Source organism: Bartonella sp. ML70XJBT.G, assembly GCF_028618575.1.
Classification (GTDB): Bacteria; Pseudomonadota; Alphaproteobacteria; order Rhizobiales; family Rhizobiaceae; genus Bartonella.
Map to the genome: position 1 here is coordinate 73,000 of NZ_JAQITA010000008.1, position 19,442 is coordinate 92,441.

A 19,442-nucleotide genomic window follows, 5' to 3' on the forward strand; every position below is an offset into this window, starting at 1 on the left:
TGTTGGTTAAATATTAAAAAGAGTATAACGTATTAAAAGAGTATAAAGTGTGAAACTACCTGAATATCTTAATCCCAAACGTTCTTTTCAGGGACTTATCTTAACTTTGCAAAATTATTGGGCTCATTATGGGTGTGCAATTTTGCAACCTTATGATATGGAGGTTGGAGCTGGAACTTTTCATCCCTCCACCACACTGCGCTCTCTTGGACCACGCCCTTGGAAAGTGGCTTACGTACAACCTTCTCGACGCCCTACAGATGGGCGATATGGTAAAAATCCAAATCGCTTACAGCACTATTATCAATTTCAAGTCCTTCTCAAACCTTCTCCCCCCAATTTACAAGAACTTTATATTAAATCGCTACAAGCTATTGGTCTTGATACAAAACTTCATGATATCCGTTTTGTTGAAGATGATTGGGAAAGTCCAACGCTTGGAGCTTGGGGACTTGGATGGGAGTGTTGGTGTGATGGAATGGAAATTTCTCAATTTACTTATTTTCAACAGGTTTGTGGCATTGAATGCGCTCCAGTTTCAGGAGAACTCACCTATGGGCTTGAGCGTCTAGCAATGTATATACAAGGTGTTGATAACGTCTATGATCTCAACTTTAATGGTTTAGAGGGAAAAGACAAAATAACTTATAGAGATATTTTTTTACAAACAGAACAAGAATATTCATACTATAATTTTGAATTCGCTGATACCAATCTTCTCCATCAGCATTTTATTGACGCAGAAAGCGAATGCATTGCACTTCTTGAAGCGGGAAAACCAAATCATGAAAATGGCATACATTTGTGTGTTTTTCCGGCTTATGATCAATGTATTAAAGCTAGCCATATTTTTAATCTTTTACAGGCACGGAGCGTTATTTCTGTAACTGAGCGACAGAGTTATATATTGCGCGTTCGCGATCTCGCACGCCGCTGTGGAGAAGCCTTCTTACACACAGAGGCAGGACAAATACAGACTAAAGGAGAAGCCTGATGTCTGATCTTCTTCTTGAACTTTTTAGCGAGGAAATCCCAGCACGCATGCAACGAAAAGCTGCTGCTGATCTTAAAAAATGTGTGACAGATCAACTTGTCAATGCAGGTTTAACCTATAAAGCTGCCCGCGAATATTGGACACCTCGTCGATTAACATTAGACATCCGGGAACTTTCTCTGCGTTCAAAAGATGTCCATGAAGAACGTAAAGGTCCCAGTACAAAATCACCACAGCATGTGATTGATGGCTTTCTACGCTCAACGGGTCTAAGGGATATTTCTGAAGCACATATTGCGCATGATAGTAAAAAAGGTGAGTTTTATATCGCTAAGATCATAAAAAAAGGCCGGAATGCAGAAGAAATTATCGCTGATATTGTACCGAATATTATTCGCAATTTCCCATGGCCAAAATCTATGCGCTGGGGAAAAGATTCAGAAAAAAGTGGAGCACTGAAATGGATTCGCTCTTTACAAAATATTCTCTGCATCTTTGGACCAGAAATTGGTGAAACGCATGTTGTTCCCTTTACTATTGGTTCCCTTAAAAGCAATAATCTGACCTATGGTCACCGTTTTTTAAGTGATGGAAAACCAATCCAAGTTCGTCGCTTTGAGGATTATATTACCAAACTTGAAGCCCATAAAGTTATCCTTGATGCGGAAAGGCGAAAGAATATTATTTTGGCAGATGCCCAAAATCTTTGCTTTGCAAGTGGCTTAGAGCTGGTTCAAGATAGTGCCCTCTTAGAAGAAGTTACAGGACTCGTTGAGTGGCCTGTGGTGCTTATGGGAAATTTTGACAAATCTTTCCTTGATATTCCTCCAGAAATTATTCGCTTAACCATTCGGGCCAATCAAAAATGTTTTGTAACAAGAAAACAAGGTGAAAAGGTCAAGCTTTCTCCTTATTTTATTCTTGTTTCTAATATCCTTGCAAGTGATGAGGGCAAGGAAATCTCTAAGGGAAATAGCAAAGTTGTCTGTGCTCGTCTTTCTGATGCCCTCTATTTTTGGCAAACAGACCAGCATGATCTGCCTGATATCAAAAACTTAGAATCTTCTATAAAAAAATTTGATCTTGATTTAAAAAAACCTCTCGATCAAAGAATGGCACGACTTGATCATTTAAATGTAACTTTCCATGCAAAGTTAGGTACGCAAGGTGCAAGAATAGAACGCATCGCTGCACTCGCACAAAAAATTGCTCCTTTGGTGCAAGCAGATCCTTTGTTAGCAAAACGTGCAGCAGTACTTGCAAAAGCTGATTTGCAAACAGAAGTTGTCGGAGAATTTCCTGAATTGCAAGGACTGATGGGCAGAAAATATGCTCTTCTTCAGGGAGAAGATCCTCGCGTAGCTGAAGCAATTGAAGACCACTATAAACCTCTTGGCCCAACAGATCGCATTCCACAAGGGCCTCTTGCTATAACAATTGCGCTAGCTGATAAAATTGACATGCTTGTCGGTTTTTGGCTGATTCATGAAAAACCAACCGGCTCTAAAGATCCCTATGCATTAAGACGAGCAGCATTGGGGATTATTAGGCTTGTGCTTTTGCGTGACTGGAAAATTAATCTTATGCCATTGTTTCAATTGGCAGCAAATCTTTTTTTACAACAAAAAAAAGAATACGGGACATGTCAAAGAGAAAATACACACTCTCCAACTCACTTTCTAGAAAACGTAGAATATATTTTGTCAGATCTATTGGTTTTTTTTCATGAACGTTTGAAAATTTATCTCAAAGAAGAAGGTGCACGTTATGATGCTATTGAAGCAGTCTTAAGTAAAAATGCTGATGATTTTTTGTGCGTCACACGTCACGTTGAAGCACTCATCGTTTTTATCAATACAAGTGATGGAAGCAATTTTTTAGCCGCCGTGAAACGTACCGTCAATATTCTTGAGAACGAATTTCAAAAAGATGCAATCATAATAAATGAAATTAATCCTGAGCTCTTTATTGAAAAAGAAGAAATACAACTCTATCAAGCAATTATTGAGATAGAAGATAAGATTTGTAACGATATCCGTGCAAAAAACTTATCACATGCACTTAATATATTAACGCCACTGGGAAAATTGATCGATAGATTTTTCGAAAAAGTATTGGTAAACGATAAAGATCCTAATATTCGCACTAATCGTCTCGCTCTTCTTGGACGTATCCGCACCACTACAGAGGCAGTAGCAGATTTTTCAAAACTCGTAATGTAAAATTTAAACAGCTTCTCAACTGAAAAAGTGCTAAAGTAGAGCTCTCTTCTCTTTTTGAACAGTTTTGTCATTGAACATTTAAAAAATATTATGCGAAAATTTCAGTATAAAGCTTGAGAAAGTTTTAATTGATTGTAGAATCTATATAGAAGAGAAATAAGCCTTCTTACTGCCTTAAATGATCAAGTATTCTTCAGCGCTTTTCTGTAAAAAGTTCAAATTCTCTTGGTAAATTTTACTTGGCTTACTACTTCATGCAGTTCATTTCATCCTTTCTACGAGACAATCCATACACTGAATACTCATCTCCATATCTCATAAAAAATCACCTCATGTGGCAAATTTTATACCATCTTATATGATAGCCTTAAATGATGGAATTTGACAGATAATAAGATAATAGCTGGTCAAAAATCTGGTAAATCCTCAAAAAGTAGCGCATGAATCGATAATGATAATTTACTGTTTTTATCTTTAAATAAGAATAGATGAATAAAAACTTTTTGGAAAAGAGCCAATACGCTTCTCAGGAAATGTCTTCATACAAGAGCTGTTGCAACATTTTGAGCTTATCAATAAAATGAAGCGGAAATCTTCATGTTGTCCTAAAGCTAAAAATAGCGATATCTTATGGTTCTTGCGTTATCTTCTTTATGAAGAACATGCCAAGATAAGCCTGAAAGCTGTAAAGATATACCTCAATGAAGTGTATCAATTAATATCATGAGATTAATTTGAAGACGTAGAATACTCAATTCCTCAAAAGAAACTGTACTACAAAGAATTCATTTTCTAAAAAGCCTAAGCTATTAATGAAGATATGTTTTTATTTTCTTCAGGGATTCTTCGCAAAGAGCCTCTTCAATAAGTTCATTCTCTTTGTGAGAAGTCAACTCTTTGGCAATAAGCGTACGAGCAACAGAAACTGCTAAATCAATAGCAGATGAAGAAACCATTCTTACAGCATCGGCTTCTGCTTGAGCAATTTTTTGCTCTGCCAATTTATTGCGATTCTTTACATATTCTTCTGCTTTTGCACGCGCCTCAGCAACCACAGCTACAACTTCATGCTTGGCTGCTGCAATAATCTCTTGCGCATCCTTTTCCGCTTCCGCGTGTTTGCGCTGATATTCAGATAGCAATTCTTGTGCCTCTTCACGAAGGCGTAAAGCTTCATCAAGCTCATCTTTGATACGTTTTGCCCGTGCGTCAAGATGGCGCACAGCCATCTGTGGAATTTTGAAATAGACCAAAAGAGCCAAAAAAAGAACTAATCCAACAAAAGCCCAAAAAGTATCAGTCATTTTTGTATCCTTTAGTAATCCGCAGCCTTAACAGTTGAATGAATAACCTCTTTGTTAACATCAACATCAATCAATTTTTTTACAATTTCAGAAGCCACTTCTTCAGCAATTGAGCCAACATTTTGCATAGCTTGATCTCGTATTTTTACTATCTTTCTTTCAGCATCTGCTAGCTTTTTCTCTAAACTTGCTTCAATTTCCTTGCGTTCAAGTTCAGCCTTTTCCTTTATCTCCTCACTAGCGGCTTGCGCTATAACATATGCTTGTGAACGTGCTTCTGCTAATTTTCGTTCATAAGTTTCAACCACGGTGTCTGCTTCTTGCTTCATACGCATTGCCTGATCCAAATCAGATGCGATTCGATCTCGACGTGTCTCAATAACACCGCCAATACGCGGTACAATCACACGAGAAATGAAAAGATAAAAAAGCCCAAAAGAAATTGCTAACCAAAAAAGGTGTGAAGCAAAATGCACAAAATCAAAAGGTGGAAATACACGATCTACATGCCCTGCTGCATTCTTGATATGCTCTATCGATGATTCCGTATTCTGTGCATAAGCGCTGGAAACAAACATCCTCTTTTATCCTTCAAACAACTTCATTGAAAGTTCTTGATACTGACAACAATTCACTTACATCCTTTGGCTCAAAGCCAAAAGGGCATGTCTGTCTCTTTAAAAAAAACCGACATACCCTTGCTTAAAAGCTGATTAAACAGCAAAAAGAAGCAACAAAGCAATGAGCAATGAAAAAATACCCAAAGCCTCTGTTACAGCAAAACCAAAAACGAGACGGCCAAACTGGCTATCGGCGGCAGATGGATTGCGTAACGCACCAGAAAGATAGCTCCCAAAGATATTTCCTAAACCCAAAGCCGTACCCGCCATACCAAAGCAAGCAAGACCAGCACCAATATATTTTGCTGCAAGCACCAATTCCATATTATTCTCCTTTAAAGCGAAATTGTACCATTCGACGGAAAACCGCCAGTTTTATTAATGTCCTGGATGAACTGCATCATTAAGATACATGCAAGTTAAAACCGTAAAGACATAAGCTTGAAGAAATGCAACTAAAAATTCAAGAGCAGTAATCGCTACGGTCATAATAAGTGGTAAAATTGAACCACCAATACCTATAATTCCTACCCCAATCATTGAAACAACAAAACCAGAAAAGACCTTGAGAGTAATATGACCTGCAAGCATATTCGCAAAAAGACGAAGTGAAAGACTGATGGGACGAGAGAGAAAAGAAATAACCTCAATCATCGTGACAAGAGGCAAAATCATAACAGGGACACCACTGGGAACAAACAGCTTCAAAAAACCAATCCCATGTTTATAAAAACCATAACCTATCACCGTCAAAATAACCAACATTGCCAATGCAAACGTGATCATAATCTGAGAAGTAACTGTATAAAAATAAGGGAAAAGACCAATAAAATTCGCAACCAAAATAAAACTAAACAGGGAAAAAACCAAAGGAAAAAACTGCATTCCCTGTACTCCAGATGATTCTCGCAAAGTTGACGCTACAAACTCATATGCCATTTCTGAAAGAGACTGCATCCGTGTTGGAACTAATCCACGACTTGATGATGACATGAAAAGAAAAACTGACGTTATAACAACTGTCACCACTATAAAAAGTGATACATTTGTAAATGAAAAATCCATATTTCCTATGGAAATCTTAATCAGTCGTGAAACCTCAAACTGATGAATAGGATCTGGAGCGTGCGATGTCACTTCAACCTCATTTATTGGACCTTTTATTGGACCCTTTATCTTGGCGCAATACGCCTTTTTTCTCTACTTGACTGGGAGCAATATACCCCACAGACCGAAGAATATTCAATACACCAGCAGCAAATCCAAGAAAAAGAAAAAACACCAACCCCCATGGTAATGAACCTGCTATCTTATCAAACCCCAACCCCAAAACAACACCCACAATAATACTTGCCAAAAACTCACTGGAAAGCTTAACTGCACGTGCTATTCCGCCTTGTTTTTCTTCTCCCTCATCCTTCTCTTCCTGCTTCTTTAATGCCTGTTTACGCATTAAAGCTAAACCTAACTTATGACTACGACATTCCAAATCCTCTAAATGAAAACAGTCCCCTTGCTTTTCTCCTTCAGCTCCCTCTCTTGGCACAACGGGTCCATTGCCCTTTGCCATCACAAGCTCCTTCGTTAAAAAGCAGAGTCAAAACGTACTTTACAAAACTTCGGACATCATATTGTTCATGATTTTATTCGTCAAGACGCTAAAAGAAATCTATCACAATTTATCGCAATAATAATATGCCTTCCAATTTTATAAATTTCAATCACTGATATATCTTAAAATAATCATCTCTCATCTGCAAATAATACAGTGGTTTTCATGAGAGCTTTTTTATCTTCAAATAATATTCAGACTTTGATTTATAGATTATTCTATAAAGAGAATTTTAGATATAGCGAATACAATTTTTTACAACTGTCACCGCTTTCTTGATCATCTCTTCACTGTTGAATATTGATAAACTAGAAAATGGTTTTGCTTTTTATTTGAATAGATCACTGTCAAGTTGCTTTTCTGTTCGATAATGTTAAATGTTAGCTGTTTTCTTTACACAAAATAACATTATAGTGCGTTTTTCCCAAAACGACTTTGTTTCATATATTTCTTCTTCTCACAACGTCTCTGTAAGCAGTCTTCTTTTTTCCGAGCAAGAGAAGTTGAAACAAATGAAGTTACGATATTCACTATCATGATACACCATTTTGAATTTCGCTCCACCAAAGTACGAAGTTTCCTCCCAGTGCCTCTCTTTAAAGAGTCTCACTTCTTGAGCGCCCATACATTTTATAGACACTTTGAATAGAATCTACTCTGAATATTCGCCATAAAATTAATAAAATACCACCTATGTAAGTTTTATGTGCCTCATATTACATGCTAAAGAACGACGTCTTGCGCTACAACAAAATGAATCACTCTCTTGCTCAATAAAGAACTGTTTTTTCTCTTACTAAAAATAACGCCATTATCTGTTGAATTGATCCATTCATTCTTGAGCTTAAAATAGTCTTGTTAATATAATAAGCTGACTTTTCAATATGTTACTTAACAGACTTTCACTTACTCAAAGCAAAAATTATTTCTTTCTGGAACGTGCTGCAAAAGGATTATCAGATGCTCGTAATGATATGCGAATTGGTACACCAGGCATATCAAACGTATCGCGCAATCCATTGGAAAGGTAACGTAAATATGATTGAGGCATTCCCTTTGGTCGCGAACAAGAAACCACAAACCCAGGAGGACGTGTCTTAACCTGTGTTATATATTTAACTTTCAGTCGGCGCCCCGAAATTGCCGGTGGAGGATGATGTGCAACAACAGTTTCAAGCCATCGATTCAATTTGCCCGTGGAAATACGGCGATTCCATACACGGTGCATCATCATAACATTTTCCATCAGTTTATCAATTCCTTGACCATATTGGCCTGATAAAGGGACGGCTCTTAAACCACGAACCTGTGGGAGAAGGCGGCTACATTTTTCATGCAAATCAATCAATGTTTCCTGACTATTCTCCACAAGATCCCACTTATTAAAAGCAATAAGCGGAACGCGTCCTTCACGAATCACAAGATCAGCAATTTGCAAGTCCTGCTTTTCAAAAGGTATCGTTGCATCAAAAACAATTACCACAACCTCTGCAAAACGAATGGCACGCAAAGTATCCGCAACAGAAAGTTTTTCCAATTTTTCTTGAATTTTTGACTTTCTACGCAAACCTGCAGTATCAAAAAGTTTAATCTGTCGACCGCGCCATTGCCAATCTACAGAAATAGAATCGCGCGTGAGACCCGCTTCTGGTCCTGTTAATAATCGTTCTTGTTTCAACATGCTATTGATGAGAGTTGATTTTCCTGTATTGGGACGCCCTGCAATTGCAATCCGAATGGGCTTATTTTCATCGTAAACAAACTCCTCTTCTTGCAAATCTTCCACATCATCACCAACAGATGCAGGCTCTACAGTAATAGTCTCCTCTTCGTGTTTTCTTTCAAAAGCGCGCACTCTACCAATAGCATCTATAATTGCATCACGAAGATCTGTAAGCCCCAAACCATGTTCAGCAGATATTGGACAGGGCTCTCCCAACCCTAATGACCACGCTTCATACTCTCCCCCTTTTGCTGCTTTTGACTCAGACTTATTGGCAACAAGCACAATTGGTTTTCCTGACTTGCGTATCAACGAAGCAAAATTTAAATCACTTGGTGTTATTCCGCTTTTCGCATCAAACATAAATAAAATAAGATCTGCTTCATCAATAGCTGCTTTTGTTTGAGAACGCATACGCCCCTCAAGGGTATGATCAGCTGCCTCTTCCAAACCGGCTGTATCAATCACATCAAAACGTAAATCTTGAAGTTTTGCCCCATGAATACGCCAATCACGCGTAACGCCTGGCTTATCGTCAACCAACGCCAATTTTTGCCCAACCAACCGGTTAAAGAGTGTTGATTTCCCAACATTGGGACGCCCAACGATAGCAATGGTAAGGGCCATAGATTTATTCCTTATTTGCCGTGGCCTCAGCTTGCATAAGCTCAAGCATAATTCGAGCCCGATCTATTACTTTTGATCTCAGCTCACCTTCTGTAGAAATTTTCCGAAAATAATCAGCTGCCTCATCCATCTTACCTACTTTATATGCGGCTAAGCCTAAAGCCTCTCTTGCTAACATACGCATAGGATCAATATCATTTGCCATCTCTTTGACACGCTTTTTGACATCATCGAAGGTTCCTGTATCAACCAAAATATAGGCAGCACGAATTCTTGCAACTTGCCGTAAAATTTGCGGTGCTTTTTCATCAACTGCAACGGAATCAAAAGCCTCTACCGATTTAACAACATCACCTTGTTCCATGAATAAAGAAGCCTCATGCAAACGAGCAAGAAAAGGATATCCTCCAAAATGAGAGACTTTAACATCTTCCAATTGCTTTAGCGCCTCATCAAATTGATGTGTATCCGTAAAATCAAGACTTTTCACAAATGCATCACCAATAGAACCAGCTTTTTTTATTTGCTCATGATGATAAACTTGATAAGCAACTATCATGAGTATAAAAAGAATAACTGCCCCAATAATCGAAAAACCATAACGTCTCCAAAAAGCAAGAGCCTTTTCCTGACGAAATTCTGCATTAACTTCAGCGATAAAACTATCATACGACATGTATCATACCTTGGAAAAATTACTTTCTTCTGCTTTTACGCATAAATGAACAAAGATGGTAGCCCTTATTAACTAAAAACTTTAAAATTTCTCATTCATGATTCTCAAATCAACATGTATTCGAATTGCTTGGACTTTTGCAACGGCACCAACAAAAAACAATATAACTGCCTTTTGGTTTATCTTGCGTTTTTTACCTCTTTAAATTTTGAGAGAAATGATCATTGCCTTAGATCTATCATGTTATCCTCCCCATTCTATCAAGAGTTCTTTATATTGATATTGCCCTCCCCTATGTATGGCAGCCATTGTTTAAAACTTTAAAACAAGAGTTGTATTATATTTTTCAAAATTCTCGCTTATAAAATAATAATGGGAAGGCAATTCTTTTAAAAAATCTTGAACAAAAAGCTATTGTTTGATTGTCATGATTGCCCCCCTACAACCCAATCAATAAATGCTGGAGATTCTTGAAAAAATTCAGTAAAAATCCAAATCTCAAACAAAACTCTTTAATACATATAATATCTCTTCACTTATTAACAAAATTTTGTGTTCGATACTTATAGTTCCTAAAAACATTTCATTGTAATGGCCAAATCCACATGAGCATTGGAACAGCAACTATGACTATCAAGACCGCTAGTGGTGCACCAAAGCGTGGATAATCACTAAAACGGTATCCCCCAGGAGCCATCACCAACATATTACTTTGATGTCCAATAGGTGTAAGAAATTCACACCCTGCACCAATGGCAACTGCCATAAGAAAAGCTTCAGGCTTATAATGAAGGGAATGGGCAAAACTTGATGCAATTGGTGCTACCATCATGACTGTCGCTGCATTATTCAAAAATGGCGTTACTAACATGGCTGTAACCAGCATCAGTGCTAAAGCACCAGATGGTGGTAAAAATATCGCCAATTCACTTAGCCATTGTCCTATAAGATCTGTACATCCTGTCTTCTCTAACGCCTCACTGACTGGAATAAGAGTTGCTAATAAAACTAATATTTGGCCATCTAATGCTTGATACAAATCACGGGCTGGTAAAACGCGAAAAATAACCATTGCTGCAGCAGCAGAAAAAAAAGCAAAAGCAACAGGAACAATATGAAACGCCGTAAAAATGATCGCTATAAATAAAATAGCCAAAGAGATGAAACCATGTCGTAAATTACCGAATACAATATTACGTTTGGCTAAGGGCAAACATTTCAATTCCCGTAACAAATTTGGAATAATCATATCTTGCCCTTGCAAAACAATCACATCACCAAGATGAAAAACAATATCACCAAGCCTTCCTCGTATCCTTTCATGCTGACGACTTAAGGCAAGAAAATTGACATTATAGCGATCAAAAAGTGAAAACTCTTTTGCACTGATACCAATAAGAGGCGAATTATATGTAACAACGGCTTCAATAATATCGATGTCACTGTCTTTATCACTCGTAGAAAGAGTTCTGTCCTTAGAAAATTCTAAACGAGCAGAATTCATTACACTATCTAATCCTGTATGCGAACCTTCCAGCAAAACAATATCGTTTTCAGACAAAACAAAATCTGGTAATGGTGAAATAGACACTTTGTTTCTGATGATTTGAAGCACCATAACATCACCACCTGATGGCTTCACCAAATCAACAACGGTTTTTCCTATAATCGGTGAATTTGTTGGAATATGTACTTCTGAAACATAGTTACGAATGTCAATAGCATCATCAAACGATACACCTGAACGGACACGAACAGGTAAACGCCAAGAAAAAAACACCACATATAATACTCCAACAGTAGCAACAGCTGCACCAACCGGTGTAAAGTCAAACATGGTAAAAGGAGCACCCGTTAAACGCTCTTGCATCGCTGAAATAACAACATTGGGGGAAGTTCCTATCTGTGTCATAAGACCGCCCAACAAAGAACCAAATGCCATCGGCATCAAAAAAACAGAGGGCGAAACCTGAGAACGGCGAGCAAATTGAAAAGCAATCGGAAGCATGATAGCCAAAGCACCAATGTTTTTCACAAACATTGACAAAAACACCACGGAAATAACCAAAAAAGCTAATTGAAGACGTACTGATTTTACATCTGGCCATATTCGTTGGATAATAAACTCCATGATACCAGAACGCGAGATAGCCGTACTGACAACAAACACACTTCCCACGATCATAACAATATCGTTACTGAAACCGCTAAATGCCTCCTTCGGACTGACAAGGCCAACAGCACAGGAAATCAATAATGTACAAATAGCAACAAGATCATAACGGAATCTATCCCAAATAAAAATAACCATCATAAATCCAATGATAGTAAACGCCATTATTTGATCTTCTGTCATGATACCCATCTTTCCCCGTTAGATTTCAATAAATAATAACATATGTTTTATTTTTTAACTTTCCCTATAAATAGCAGCAAGATAAAAGCTGACATGAGAACACTTTTAAATATTTTAATCACAAACATAATCGTAATCGACAGAGACTTCCTTCTTCTTTTATAAAATGTTGAAATTAAAGAAATTTGGTGACATCTGATGAAAGCATATTGCAAAAAAGATGAGAATGATTCTACATGTACAAAGCGGGTGGAGGGAGATAACTGTTCGGTGCATACTCTATCTGAACCTTTGTCGTCGCTTAAAGGAACTCGTCTATATTCTCACATAAAATGATAAAAGCGAAAGAAGAAATGATGGTTAATCTTAATAGTGGGTATCGCAGTAATCTAAGATACTGGCTAACTTGTATTATTGGTTTTTTTACTATCCTCACAATTATAATTGTTGGTGTTTTTTATATAGCAAAACCCTATCTTAATAATTTCGTGAAACAAGAAATAGCCCGCCGTTCTATAAAAGCGGAAACATCCGATGTTAGTATCATAGGCAAAGTCAACTTAACAAATGTTACTCTCCCGACCCCTGCTGGCACATCACTTAAAATTGGTGCTCTTTCTGCTCGTCCTCCTCTTTCTTTTATCCCTGGCGCTTTTACATTCTATAATGTTGATTTGAAGTATCATAATATTCGTGTGAAAATTCCCCAAATTTCTCTCAGTGGTGTCTTCTTAAAGGAAAAAGATAGTACAATCACGTCGCGCCTTTTGCAATCAGTTATGCGGATTGAACTTTCCTCAATCGTTGCTCCGGATATACAACTTTCTATAGAAAATACCCCTGAAAATGTTGAAAAATTTGAAATGAAGAATTTTCAGCTTTCTGATTTAAAAAATGGGCATATCCGCTCTATTGGCTTTAAAAACATGGACTTAACAACGATGGCAGCAAATGGTGCTAAACAGATGTCTCTTGTCGCTAAAAGTGATGTAATAAAAGCCCATGATATTGATATTCATTACGCATACTCCATTATTCTGGGAGAAAACAACGTCCTCAATCAAGGAAAAACCGTTACTGGTGCCATTTCTTTGAATAATATAAGAGTTGATCTTTTTCAAGAAACAGAAAAAAATGCTTCTTTCTCTCTCGGACAATTTACAACATCTGGTCTAAAAATGAAGCCGCTTAAACAAACACCGGAAAAATTGATCAAAGCTTATCTTAACGCAAGAAAACAAAATAATCAGGATGCTGAAAAAACAGCACGGAATGGTATTCTTTTAAACATATTGCTTGCTATTACCTCAGCTGATGCAGAAGTGAATAACCTCGCCATTGATATACCACAGTTGAAAGCAACGCTTGAATCATTCCAATTCAAACCAAGCCTGTGGAAACAACCAATACCGAAAAAACTTCTTCTTTCTCTTCATAACTTTTCAGTTTTACCTAAAAAAATAGAAGAAAAAGACCTCGAGTTACTCAAAAAAATAAACCTTGAACGTTTTGATCTTTCAGGAAAATTAGATATTTCTTATGATGAAAAAAAACGTATGCTTTCTCTTAATGCAATGTCTTTCAACATAAAAAATATTGGATCCGGAAAAGTAACCGCACAGGTTGTTGATGTTGATGAAAAACTTTTTTCTGCCCAAAAAGACTTCATGATCGCTGCTTCTCAAAACCTTGGTCTTACCGATATTGATATCAGCTATACAGATGCTGGTTTTATCGATAAACTTTTTTCTTATCTTGCACAAAATCTTAGTGACACAAAGCATGATCTTAAAAAAGAACTCTATGATAACTTCTATCTGATGATGACACAAACTCCAAAACTCCTGCTAAAAAGTCATGACGAAGCGGAAAAGATTTCAAAAGCTTTTGGTGAGTTTGCTGAAAATCCTCAAACCTTAGTTGTCAAAATTAAAGCAAAAGACAAAAGAGGACTTACAATAGATGATCTTGAATCTGCTTTACAAAATGATTTGTCCACAGTTTTGAACAAAGTACATCTCTCTGTAAAGAATGAAGCATCACCTTAAAAGCCATGTTTTGCATTCAGCATGATGATGTTGTCTATAATTTAAAAGCTTTATTCCTCTTTTTTCTTTTGTATGATACAAAAAAAGCATCATACGGAGTGGTTTGTGCAAAATATATTTTGTGAAATTGCTGATAGTTGGAGTTGTTCATGTCTGATTTATCTTCAAATCGCCTACCCAATCGTGCTTCTCGTGTTACCAACCAAGCACTTTCCGCTATCGAGCGTTTTCTCCATATTGAAGCTCTCAGCGGTATTGTCCTTTTATTAGCTGCTGCTGCTGCACTCATTTTTGCCAATTCTCAATATGCGTCTCTTTATGAATCCTTTTGGCATACACCTTTTGGCTTTAGCTTTGGTCATTTCTCCCTCTCATGGGATTTGCACTTCTGGGTTAATGATGCCCTTATGACTATTTTCTTTCTCGTCGCAGGAATGGAAATTCGGCGTGAAATTCATGAAGGTGCTCTTGCCGACTTTAAACAAGCAGTACTACCAGTCGTTGCAGCAGTAGGTGGGGTTTGTCTTCCAGCAATTATTTATTTTAGCTTCAACTTTAATGGGGGACATACAAATGGTTGGGCTGTGCCAACAGCAACAGATATTGCCTTTGCGCTAGGCATTCTGGCTCTCCTTGGCAAAAAAATTCCTTCTCACCTTCATATTATCCTCTTATCTTTAGCAATTATTGATGATATCATTGCGGTTCTCATTATTGCTTTCTTCTACTCAACAAATATTGATCCTAGTGGCCTTATTATTGCCGCAGCAGGTATTGCTTTAGTGTTCTTTTTTCAATGGATTGGCCTTGCATCAGCATGGCTTTACATTCTGCCTGGTGCAATCATCTGGTGGGGATTAATGGCAACAGGTGTTCATCCATCCCTTGCCGGCGTGATTTTAGGCATGATGACCCCTGTTTTTCCTACCCGTACTCTTGTGGCACCACTCACCATGCTGAGCAATGCAATGCAAGTTCTTCAAGAAAAAAATACCAAAACAGATCTGCATCATATTTCAACTGCATTAAAAAAAATGCGTAAAGGACAACGCGATATGATCGCACCAGTCATACGTGTTCAAAAAGCATTGCATCCATGGGTTGCTTACGGCGTTATGCCAATTTTTGCCTTTGCAAATGCTGGTGTTAGTTTTGCAAATTTTGATCTTTCTTCTCATGAATCATTGTTCATTGTGCTTGGTGTTGTGATTGGTCTGTTTGTTGGTAAACCTTGTGGTATTATTGCTGCTAGTTATCTCGCAGTAAAATCAGGATTATGTCGCTTGCCTCCTCAGATGACATGGTCAGGTCTTTTACTCATTGGCTTTTTAGCAGGAATTGGCTTTACAATGTCTATTTTTGTTTCAATGCTTGCTTTTAAGGATATTATCCTACTTGATTCCGCAAAAATTGGTGTCCTTTGTGGATCTGGTTTATCGGCTCTGGCTGGTCTTGGATATGGCTTCATATACATTAAGCGCAATAAAAAAAGCTCTCCATAGTTCTCAGTAAAGCAAATAACAGTGTGTTTTATACTCACTTTTAAAAAATAATTTAGCTTATTCATTGCGCTAAAATTTATTCTAATGATAGAGACAAATAAGGAAATTTTTAACCTGCATTGTCTCTTCACCAATAAGTCCATAAAGACTTCTTTCCTTTAAAACCTACTCTCCCGATAAACTTTATAAAAAAGTGGGATCAAAATAATGTCTGGCTTGCGTATAAAAATATGTCTTCATCTGGTTAAATCTTAACTCACAAAAGCAAAGAGACATTGCCTATTGAGATTATAACAAAGCAATCACCATAGAACAAATTGTTCATTGTGAGTATTGGCAGAAAGATAGATGATCCTTTAACGTATCTCAATACACAACCATTGCGCAAACTGTGATTAAAACAGAACGCCATTCAGTTGCCAATTCACAGGCTTGTTTTAAAGAGGCATCTCTCAAGGTACACAAGGCCATTTCGCGACGGCACCCATGAATGCTATAACAATAAAGCCATTGAGCACGAACATCTTTACGCTTGTGAAGTAATAAGCCGGCACCATCGTTATATTTGCCAGCCCCCAATGTTGCTACAGCTCTTGGCACTTAAGACGATTCATAAGAGGCATTTTTACTCCTTTCTTGTACAGTTTTTAGCCACACGCCAGCCTCGCTTTTGACGTGCAAGCAAGTGATCTTGATTGATTCAAGATAGGCAGATTTGAAACGAGAGAATCTTACGATATTCGGGACTCTCATTCAATATGAATAACGCTAAATTAGCTTTATAAATCAATGTATTGTATACAACATAATACATGATGTTTTGTTGATTGAGAGCTATCCTACTATGCTGTAAAATATTGTCATTTAGGGTAGTGATATAAAACTCTACACACTTTACGTCTTTTTAGATGATGTCGTGGATATTCAAAGCATGACTTTCCATAAAGCCCACGAAGTGAATCATACGAATGATCAGTAGATGAAAGCAATCGAAAGGAGCTAGATTGTTTCTAGATTAGCAGTGGTGGGAGTCTTCGTTATTGAAGACTAGGAAGAGATCAAGAGAAAATGTTTTACTGCGCTTACTGTAAAATACCCTATATCCAAGACCTATAAGCGCAAATAAATCAAAAGCCATAAATCAATTATGATAGGGAAAAAGAGGACTTTTATTTCCTCCGTTGAGAATATTTTTTAGGAGCAACTATTGTACAAACATTTATTTGAGATTTTTATTCATCTTTCACGAAAAAAATAAATCTACGAGATACAGATAGAGTTTTCTCATTATCACTTTATGAAAATACAAAATATCCATGAAATATAGTGCATAAGCTCTATTTTTTATATTTGTCTCAACACTTCAATGAAACCACGTCCATGAACTTCATCTTCGCATTTACAACATTTCCTCTCTAAACATGTTTCTTTGAAAAGATGGTATACTTATTCTTTTTTCCTAGACATTTATGCAACAAATTCTCTACTGCCCTATACACTCTGTACATATGCATTTCATATTTTTTAGAAATCTTTTTAGAGTTAAAAAATGTCTATCCCTTATCAAGTCCATAAACCGCATGTAATGTTCTCACAGCAAGTTCAGTGTAAGCGCTATCAATCAAAATAGAAATCTTAATCTCTGAGGTCGTGATTGCTTGAATATTAATGCCTTTTTCCGCCAAAGCCTTAAATGCCGTAGCCGCAACACCTGCATGGCTGCGCATTCCAATACCAATAACAGAAACCTTGGCAAGATCACTCTCAAATTGGATAACATCAAACCCAATTTCTTTACGATTTTTCTCAAGAAGAGCAACAGCCTTATCCACATCTGCTGACGGTACAGTGAAAGTCATATCTGTTTTTGAGCCATCTTCAGAAATATTTTGTACAATCATATCGACATTAATTTGTTCTTCCGCCAAGGGACCAAAAATTGCTGCAGAGATCCCTGGACGATCTGCAAGCCGACGCAAAGAAATTTGCGCTTCATCCTTAGCAAAAGCGATACCCGTAACATTTTGTTGTTCCACGATTTCATCCTCATCACAAATAAGTGTTCCAGAAGTATTCATTGTCTCCCCCACATCTAATAGATCGGGATCCTCAAAACTCGAACGCACAAAAGTACGGACTTTATGAACCATTGCCAATTCAACAGAACGAACCTGTAAAACTTTTGCACCAAGAGAAGCCATTTCCAACATTTCTTCAAAAGCAACTTTTGATAAACGGCGTGCCTTAGGCTCTATGCGCGGATCCGTTGTATAAACACCATCCACATCTGTATAAATATCGCAGCGATTAGCCTGTATAGCTGCCGCTATAGCAACAGCACTTGTGTCTGACCCCCCACGCCCTAAAGTAGAAATCCGATTATCTGGAGATAACCCTTGAAAACCAGCAATAACAGCGACCTGACCTTCCTGAAAACGCTGTATTAAAAAAGATCCATCAATATCTGTAATACGTGCACGACTATGCGCACTGTCGGTGCGAATAGGAATTTGCCAACCAAGCCATGAACGAGCATTCACGCCCATTTCTTGGAGTGTAAGAGCCAATAAACCCGCTGTCACCTGTTCCCCAGAAGAAACAACAACATCATATTCGTAAGCATCTTTATATATTGGTGAAGCTTCACAAGTCCACTGAACAAGCTCATTGGTTTTTCCAGCCATCGCGGATACCACAACCGCAACCTCATTGCCTGCATCCACCTCCCTTTTAACATGCCGCGCAACATTATGAATACGTTCAATGTTTGCTACAGATGTTCCGCCAAATTTCATGACAATGCGTGCCATCGCTCACACTCTTACCTTTTCATTTCTTCTCTCAAACGACAGTGAGAATAGAGACTTACTACCGTATCAGCAAACTATTCTTTCACATACCCAATATCTATCATTTGTGCAAGTTTCGTTATGTTTATATTAATTTCTCTTGACTTTAAAATAAAATCCATCTGACTTAATCATAAAAAAAAAGTAAAAGGAGCGCGACATGATAAATGAAAAGCATACAACTATTGACCAAGATGAAATTGATCATTTTTCACGTATCGCTGCAGAATGGTGGAATCCAAAAGGAAAATTTCGCCCTCTTCATCAATTCAATCCAACACGTCTTGCTTACATTAGAGAAAAAATCTGTTCAGAATTTAATCGTGATCCTGTTTCACTGACACCCTTCGAAAATTTGAGACTTCTTGATATTGGCTGTGGTGGTGGCTTGCTATGCGAACCAATGGCACGTCTTGGTGCTACAGTTGTGGGAGCTGATGCTGCGCATACCAATATTGAAGTCGCAAAAATCCATGCAGCCCAAAATGATCTTTCCATTGATTATCGCACAACCACTGCAGAAGCACTTGCCAATGACGGTGAACAATTTGATATCATCCTCAATATGGAAGTTGTTGAACATGTGGCTGATGTTAATCTCTTCATAGCAGCCACAGCAAAAATGCTCAAACCACAAGGAGTGATGTTTGTCTCGACACTCAACCGCACATGGAAATCATGGGGACTGGCTATTATAGGTGCTGAATACATTCTCCGTTGGCTTCCCAAAGGAACCCATGACTATAAAAAATTCTTAAAACCTCAAGAACTTAAAAACTTCCTATTGCAAAATACTCTTACTGTTGTTGATGAGATTGGGATTACTTATAATCTATTAAATGACAGCTGGAATCGTTCAAAAGATATGGATGTTAACTATATGCTTCTGGCAAAAAATACTCGGTGAGC

13 protein-coding genes and 2 pseudogenes are annotated in these 19,442 nt (G+C 37.6%); 5 read left to right on the top strand and 10 right to left on the bottom strand.

Features of this window, described 5'->3' with window-relative positions:
- Positions 1 to 49: 49 nt before the first annotated feature.
- Together PVV64_RS05195 and glyS are read left to right on the top strand one after the other, a co-directional pair.
- Complete coding sequence (locus PVV64_RS05195) at positions 50 to 994, top strand: glycine--tRNA ligase subunit alpha (RefSeq protein WP_273760072.1); 945 nt, start codon at positions 50 to 52, stop codon at positions 992 to 994.
- Positions 994 to 3,216 carry a glycine--tRNA ligase subunit beta gene (gene glyS, locus PVV64_RS05200; protein ID WP_273760074.1) on the top strand — a complete coding sequence of 741 codons (2,223 nt, stop codon included), beginning with the start codon at positions 994 to 996 and terminating at the stop codon, positions 3,214 to 3,216. Before PVV64_RS05195 ends, glyS begins: the two co-directional genes overlap by 1 nt.
- Before the next feature lie 809 nt (positions 3,217 to 4,025).
- Here glyS and PVV64_RS05205 read toward each other — a convergent pair.
- From PVV64_RS05205 to PVV64_RS05240, 8 genes are all read right to left on the bottom strand, one after another.
- A complete protein-coding gene (locus tag PVV64_RS05205) occupies positions 4,026 to 4,520 on the bottom strand; it encodes a F0F1 ATP synthase subunit B (RefSeq protein WP_273760075.1) in 495 nt (164 codons plus the stop codon).
- 11 nt (positions 4,521 to 4,531) lie between these two features.
- Positions 4,532 to 5,098 carry a F0F1 ATP synthase subunit B gene (locus PVV64_RS05210; RefSeq protein ID WP_273760076.1) on the bottom strand — a complete coding sequence of 189 codons (567 nt, stop codon included), beginning with the start codon at positions 5,096 to 5,098 and terminating at the stop codon, positions 4,532 to 4,534.
- A gap of 135 nt (positions 5,099 to 5,233) precedes the next feature.
- Positions 5,234 to 5,464 (bottom strand): F0F1 ATP synthase subunit C, encoded by a 231-nt coding sequence (locus PVV64_RS05215; RefSeq protein WP_006589457.1) that lies wholly within the window; start codon positions 5,462 to 5,464, stop codon positions 5,234 to 5,236.
- Positions 5,465 to 5,518: 54 nt separating this feature from the next.
- Positions 5,519 to 6,277 carry a F0F1 ATP synthase subunit A gene (locus PVV64_RS05220; protein WP_273760077.1) on the bottom strand — a complete coding sequence of 253 codons (759 nt, stop codon included), beginning with the start codon at positions 6,275 to 6,277 and terminating at the stop codon, positions 5,519 to 5,521.
- Between the two features lie 7 nt (positions 6,278 to 6,284).
- Positions 6,285 to 6,710 carry an AtpZ/AtpI family protein gene (locus PVV64_RS05225; protein ID WP_273760078.1) on the bottom strand — a complete coding sequence of 142 codons (426 nt, stop codon included), beginning with the start codon at positions 6,708 to 6,710 and terminating at the stop codon, positions 6,285 to 6,287.
- Between the two features lie 964 nt (positions 6,711 to 7,674).
- Positions 7,675 to 9,102, bottom strand: a complete 1,428-nt coding sequence (gene der / locus PVV64_RS05230) for a ribosome biogenesis GTPase Der (protein ID WP_273760079.1) — start codon at positions 9,100 to 9,102, stop codon at positions 7,675 to 7,677.
- Positions 9,103 to 9,106: 4 nt separating this feature from the next.
- Positions 9,107 to 9,778 (bottom strand): tetratricopeptide repeat protein, encoded by a 672-nt coding sequence (locus tag PVV64_RS05235; RefSeq protein WP_273760080.1) that lies wholly within the window; start codon positions 9,776 to 9,778, stop codon positions 9,107 to 9,109.
- 583 nt (positions 9,779 to 10,361) lie between these two features.
- On the bottom strand, positions 10,362 to 12,134 hold the full coding sequence (locus PVV64_RS05240; protein WP_273760081.1) for an SLC13 family permease: 1,773 nt from the start codon (positions 12,132 to 12,134) through the stop codon (positions 10,362 to 10,364).
- A 356-nt stretch (positions 12,135 to 12,490) separates the two neighbouring features.
- Between PVV64_RS05240 and PVV64_RS05245 the strand changes: the two genes are divergently transcribed.
- Both PVV64_RS05245 and nhaA read left to right on the top strand, forming a co-directional pair.
- Positions 12,491 to 14,182, top strand: coding sequence for a hypothetical protein (locus PVV64_RS05245; protein WP_273760100.1), 1,692 nt, complete (start codon positions 12,491 to 12,493; stop codon positions 14,180 to 14,182).
- 149 nt (positions 14,183 to 14,331) lie between these two features.
- Positions 14,332 to 15,694: pseudogene (gene nhaA / locus PVV64_RS05250) on the top strand (Na+/H+ antiporter NhaA).
- A gap of 386 nt (positions 15,695 to 16,080) precedes the next feature.
- Here nhaA and PVV64_RS05255 read toward each other — a convergent pair.
- A pseudogene (locus PVV64_RS05255) lies at positions 16,081 to 16,307 on the bottom strand (integrase arm-type DNA-binding domain-containing protein); the annotation flags it as partial.
- A gap of 930 nt (positions 16,308 to 17,237) precedes the next feature.
- Positions 17,238 to 18,494 carry an aspartate kinase gene (locus tag PVV64_RS05260; RefSeq protein ID WP_273760083.1) on the bottom strand — a complete coding sequence of 419 codons (1,257 nt, stop codon included), beginning with the start codon at positions 18,492 to 18,494 and terminating at the stop codon, positions 17,238 to 17,240.
- A gap of 199 nt (positions 18,495 to 18,693) precedes the next feature.
- Here PVV64_RS05260 and ubiG point away from each other — a divergent pair, with 199 nt between their 5' ends.
- Positions 18,694 to 19,440: a bifunctional 2-polyprenyl-6-hydroxyphenol methylase/3-demethylubiquinol 3-O-methyltransferase UbiG gene (gene ubiG / locus PVV64_RS05265; protein WP_273760084.1), complete on the top strand. Its 747-nt coding sequence runs from the start codon at positions 18,694 to 18,696 to the stop codon at positions 19,438 to 19,440.
- The last annotated feature ends 2 nt before the right edge of the window (positions 19,441 to 19,442 follow it).

Coding starts and splice junctions, on each gene's coding strand:
- der (WP_273760079.1), bottom strand. CDS start 9,102: ATGGCCCTTACCATTGCTATCGTTGGGCGTCCCAATGTTGGGAAATCA.
- PVV64_RS05205 (WP_273760075.1), bottom strand. CDS start 4,520: ATGACTGATACTTTTTGGGCTTTTGTTGGATTAGTTCTTTTTTTGGCT.
- PVV64_RS05210 (WP_273760076.1), bottom strand. CDS start 5,098: ATGTTTGTTTCCAGCGCTTATGCACAGAATACGGAATCATCGATAGAG.
- PVV64_RS05225 (WP_273760078.1), bottom strand. CDS start 6,710: ATGGCAAAGGGCAATGGACCCGTTGTGCCAAGAGAGGGAGCTGAAGGA.
- PVV64_RS05240 (WP_273760081.1), bottom strand. CDS start 12,134: ATGACAGAAGATCAAATAATGGCGTTTACTATCATTGGATTTATGATG.
- PVV64_RS05215 (WP_006589457.1), bottom strand. CDS start 5,464: ATGGAATTGGTGCTTGCAGCAAAATATATTGGTGCTGGTCTTGCTTGC.
- glyS (WP_273760074.1), top strand. CDS start 994: ATGTCTGATCTTCTTCTTGAACTTTTTAGCGAGGAAATCCCAGCACGC.
- ubiG (WP_273760084.1), top strand. CDS start 18,694: ATGATAAATGAAAAGCATACAACTATTGACCAAGATGAAATTGATCAT.
- PVV64_RS05260 (WP_273760083.1), bottom strand. CDS start 18,494: ATGGCACGCATTGTCATGAAATTTGGCGGAACATCTGTAGCAAACATT.
- PVV64_RS05245 (WP_273760100.1), top strand. CDS start 12,491: ATGGTTAATCTTAATAGTGGGTATCGCAGTAATCTAAGATACTGGCTA.
- PVV64_RS05235 (WP_273760080.1), bottom strand. CDS start 9,778: ATGTCGTATGATAGTTTTATCGCTGAAGTTAATGCAGAATTTCGTCAG.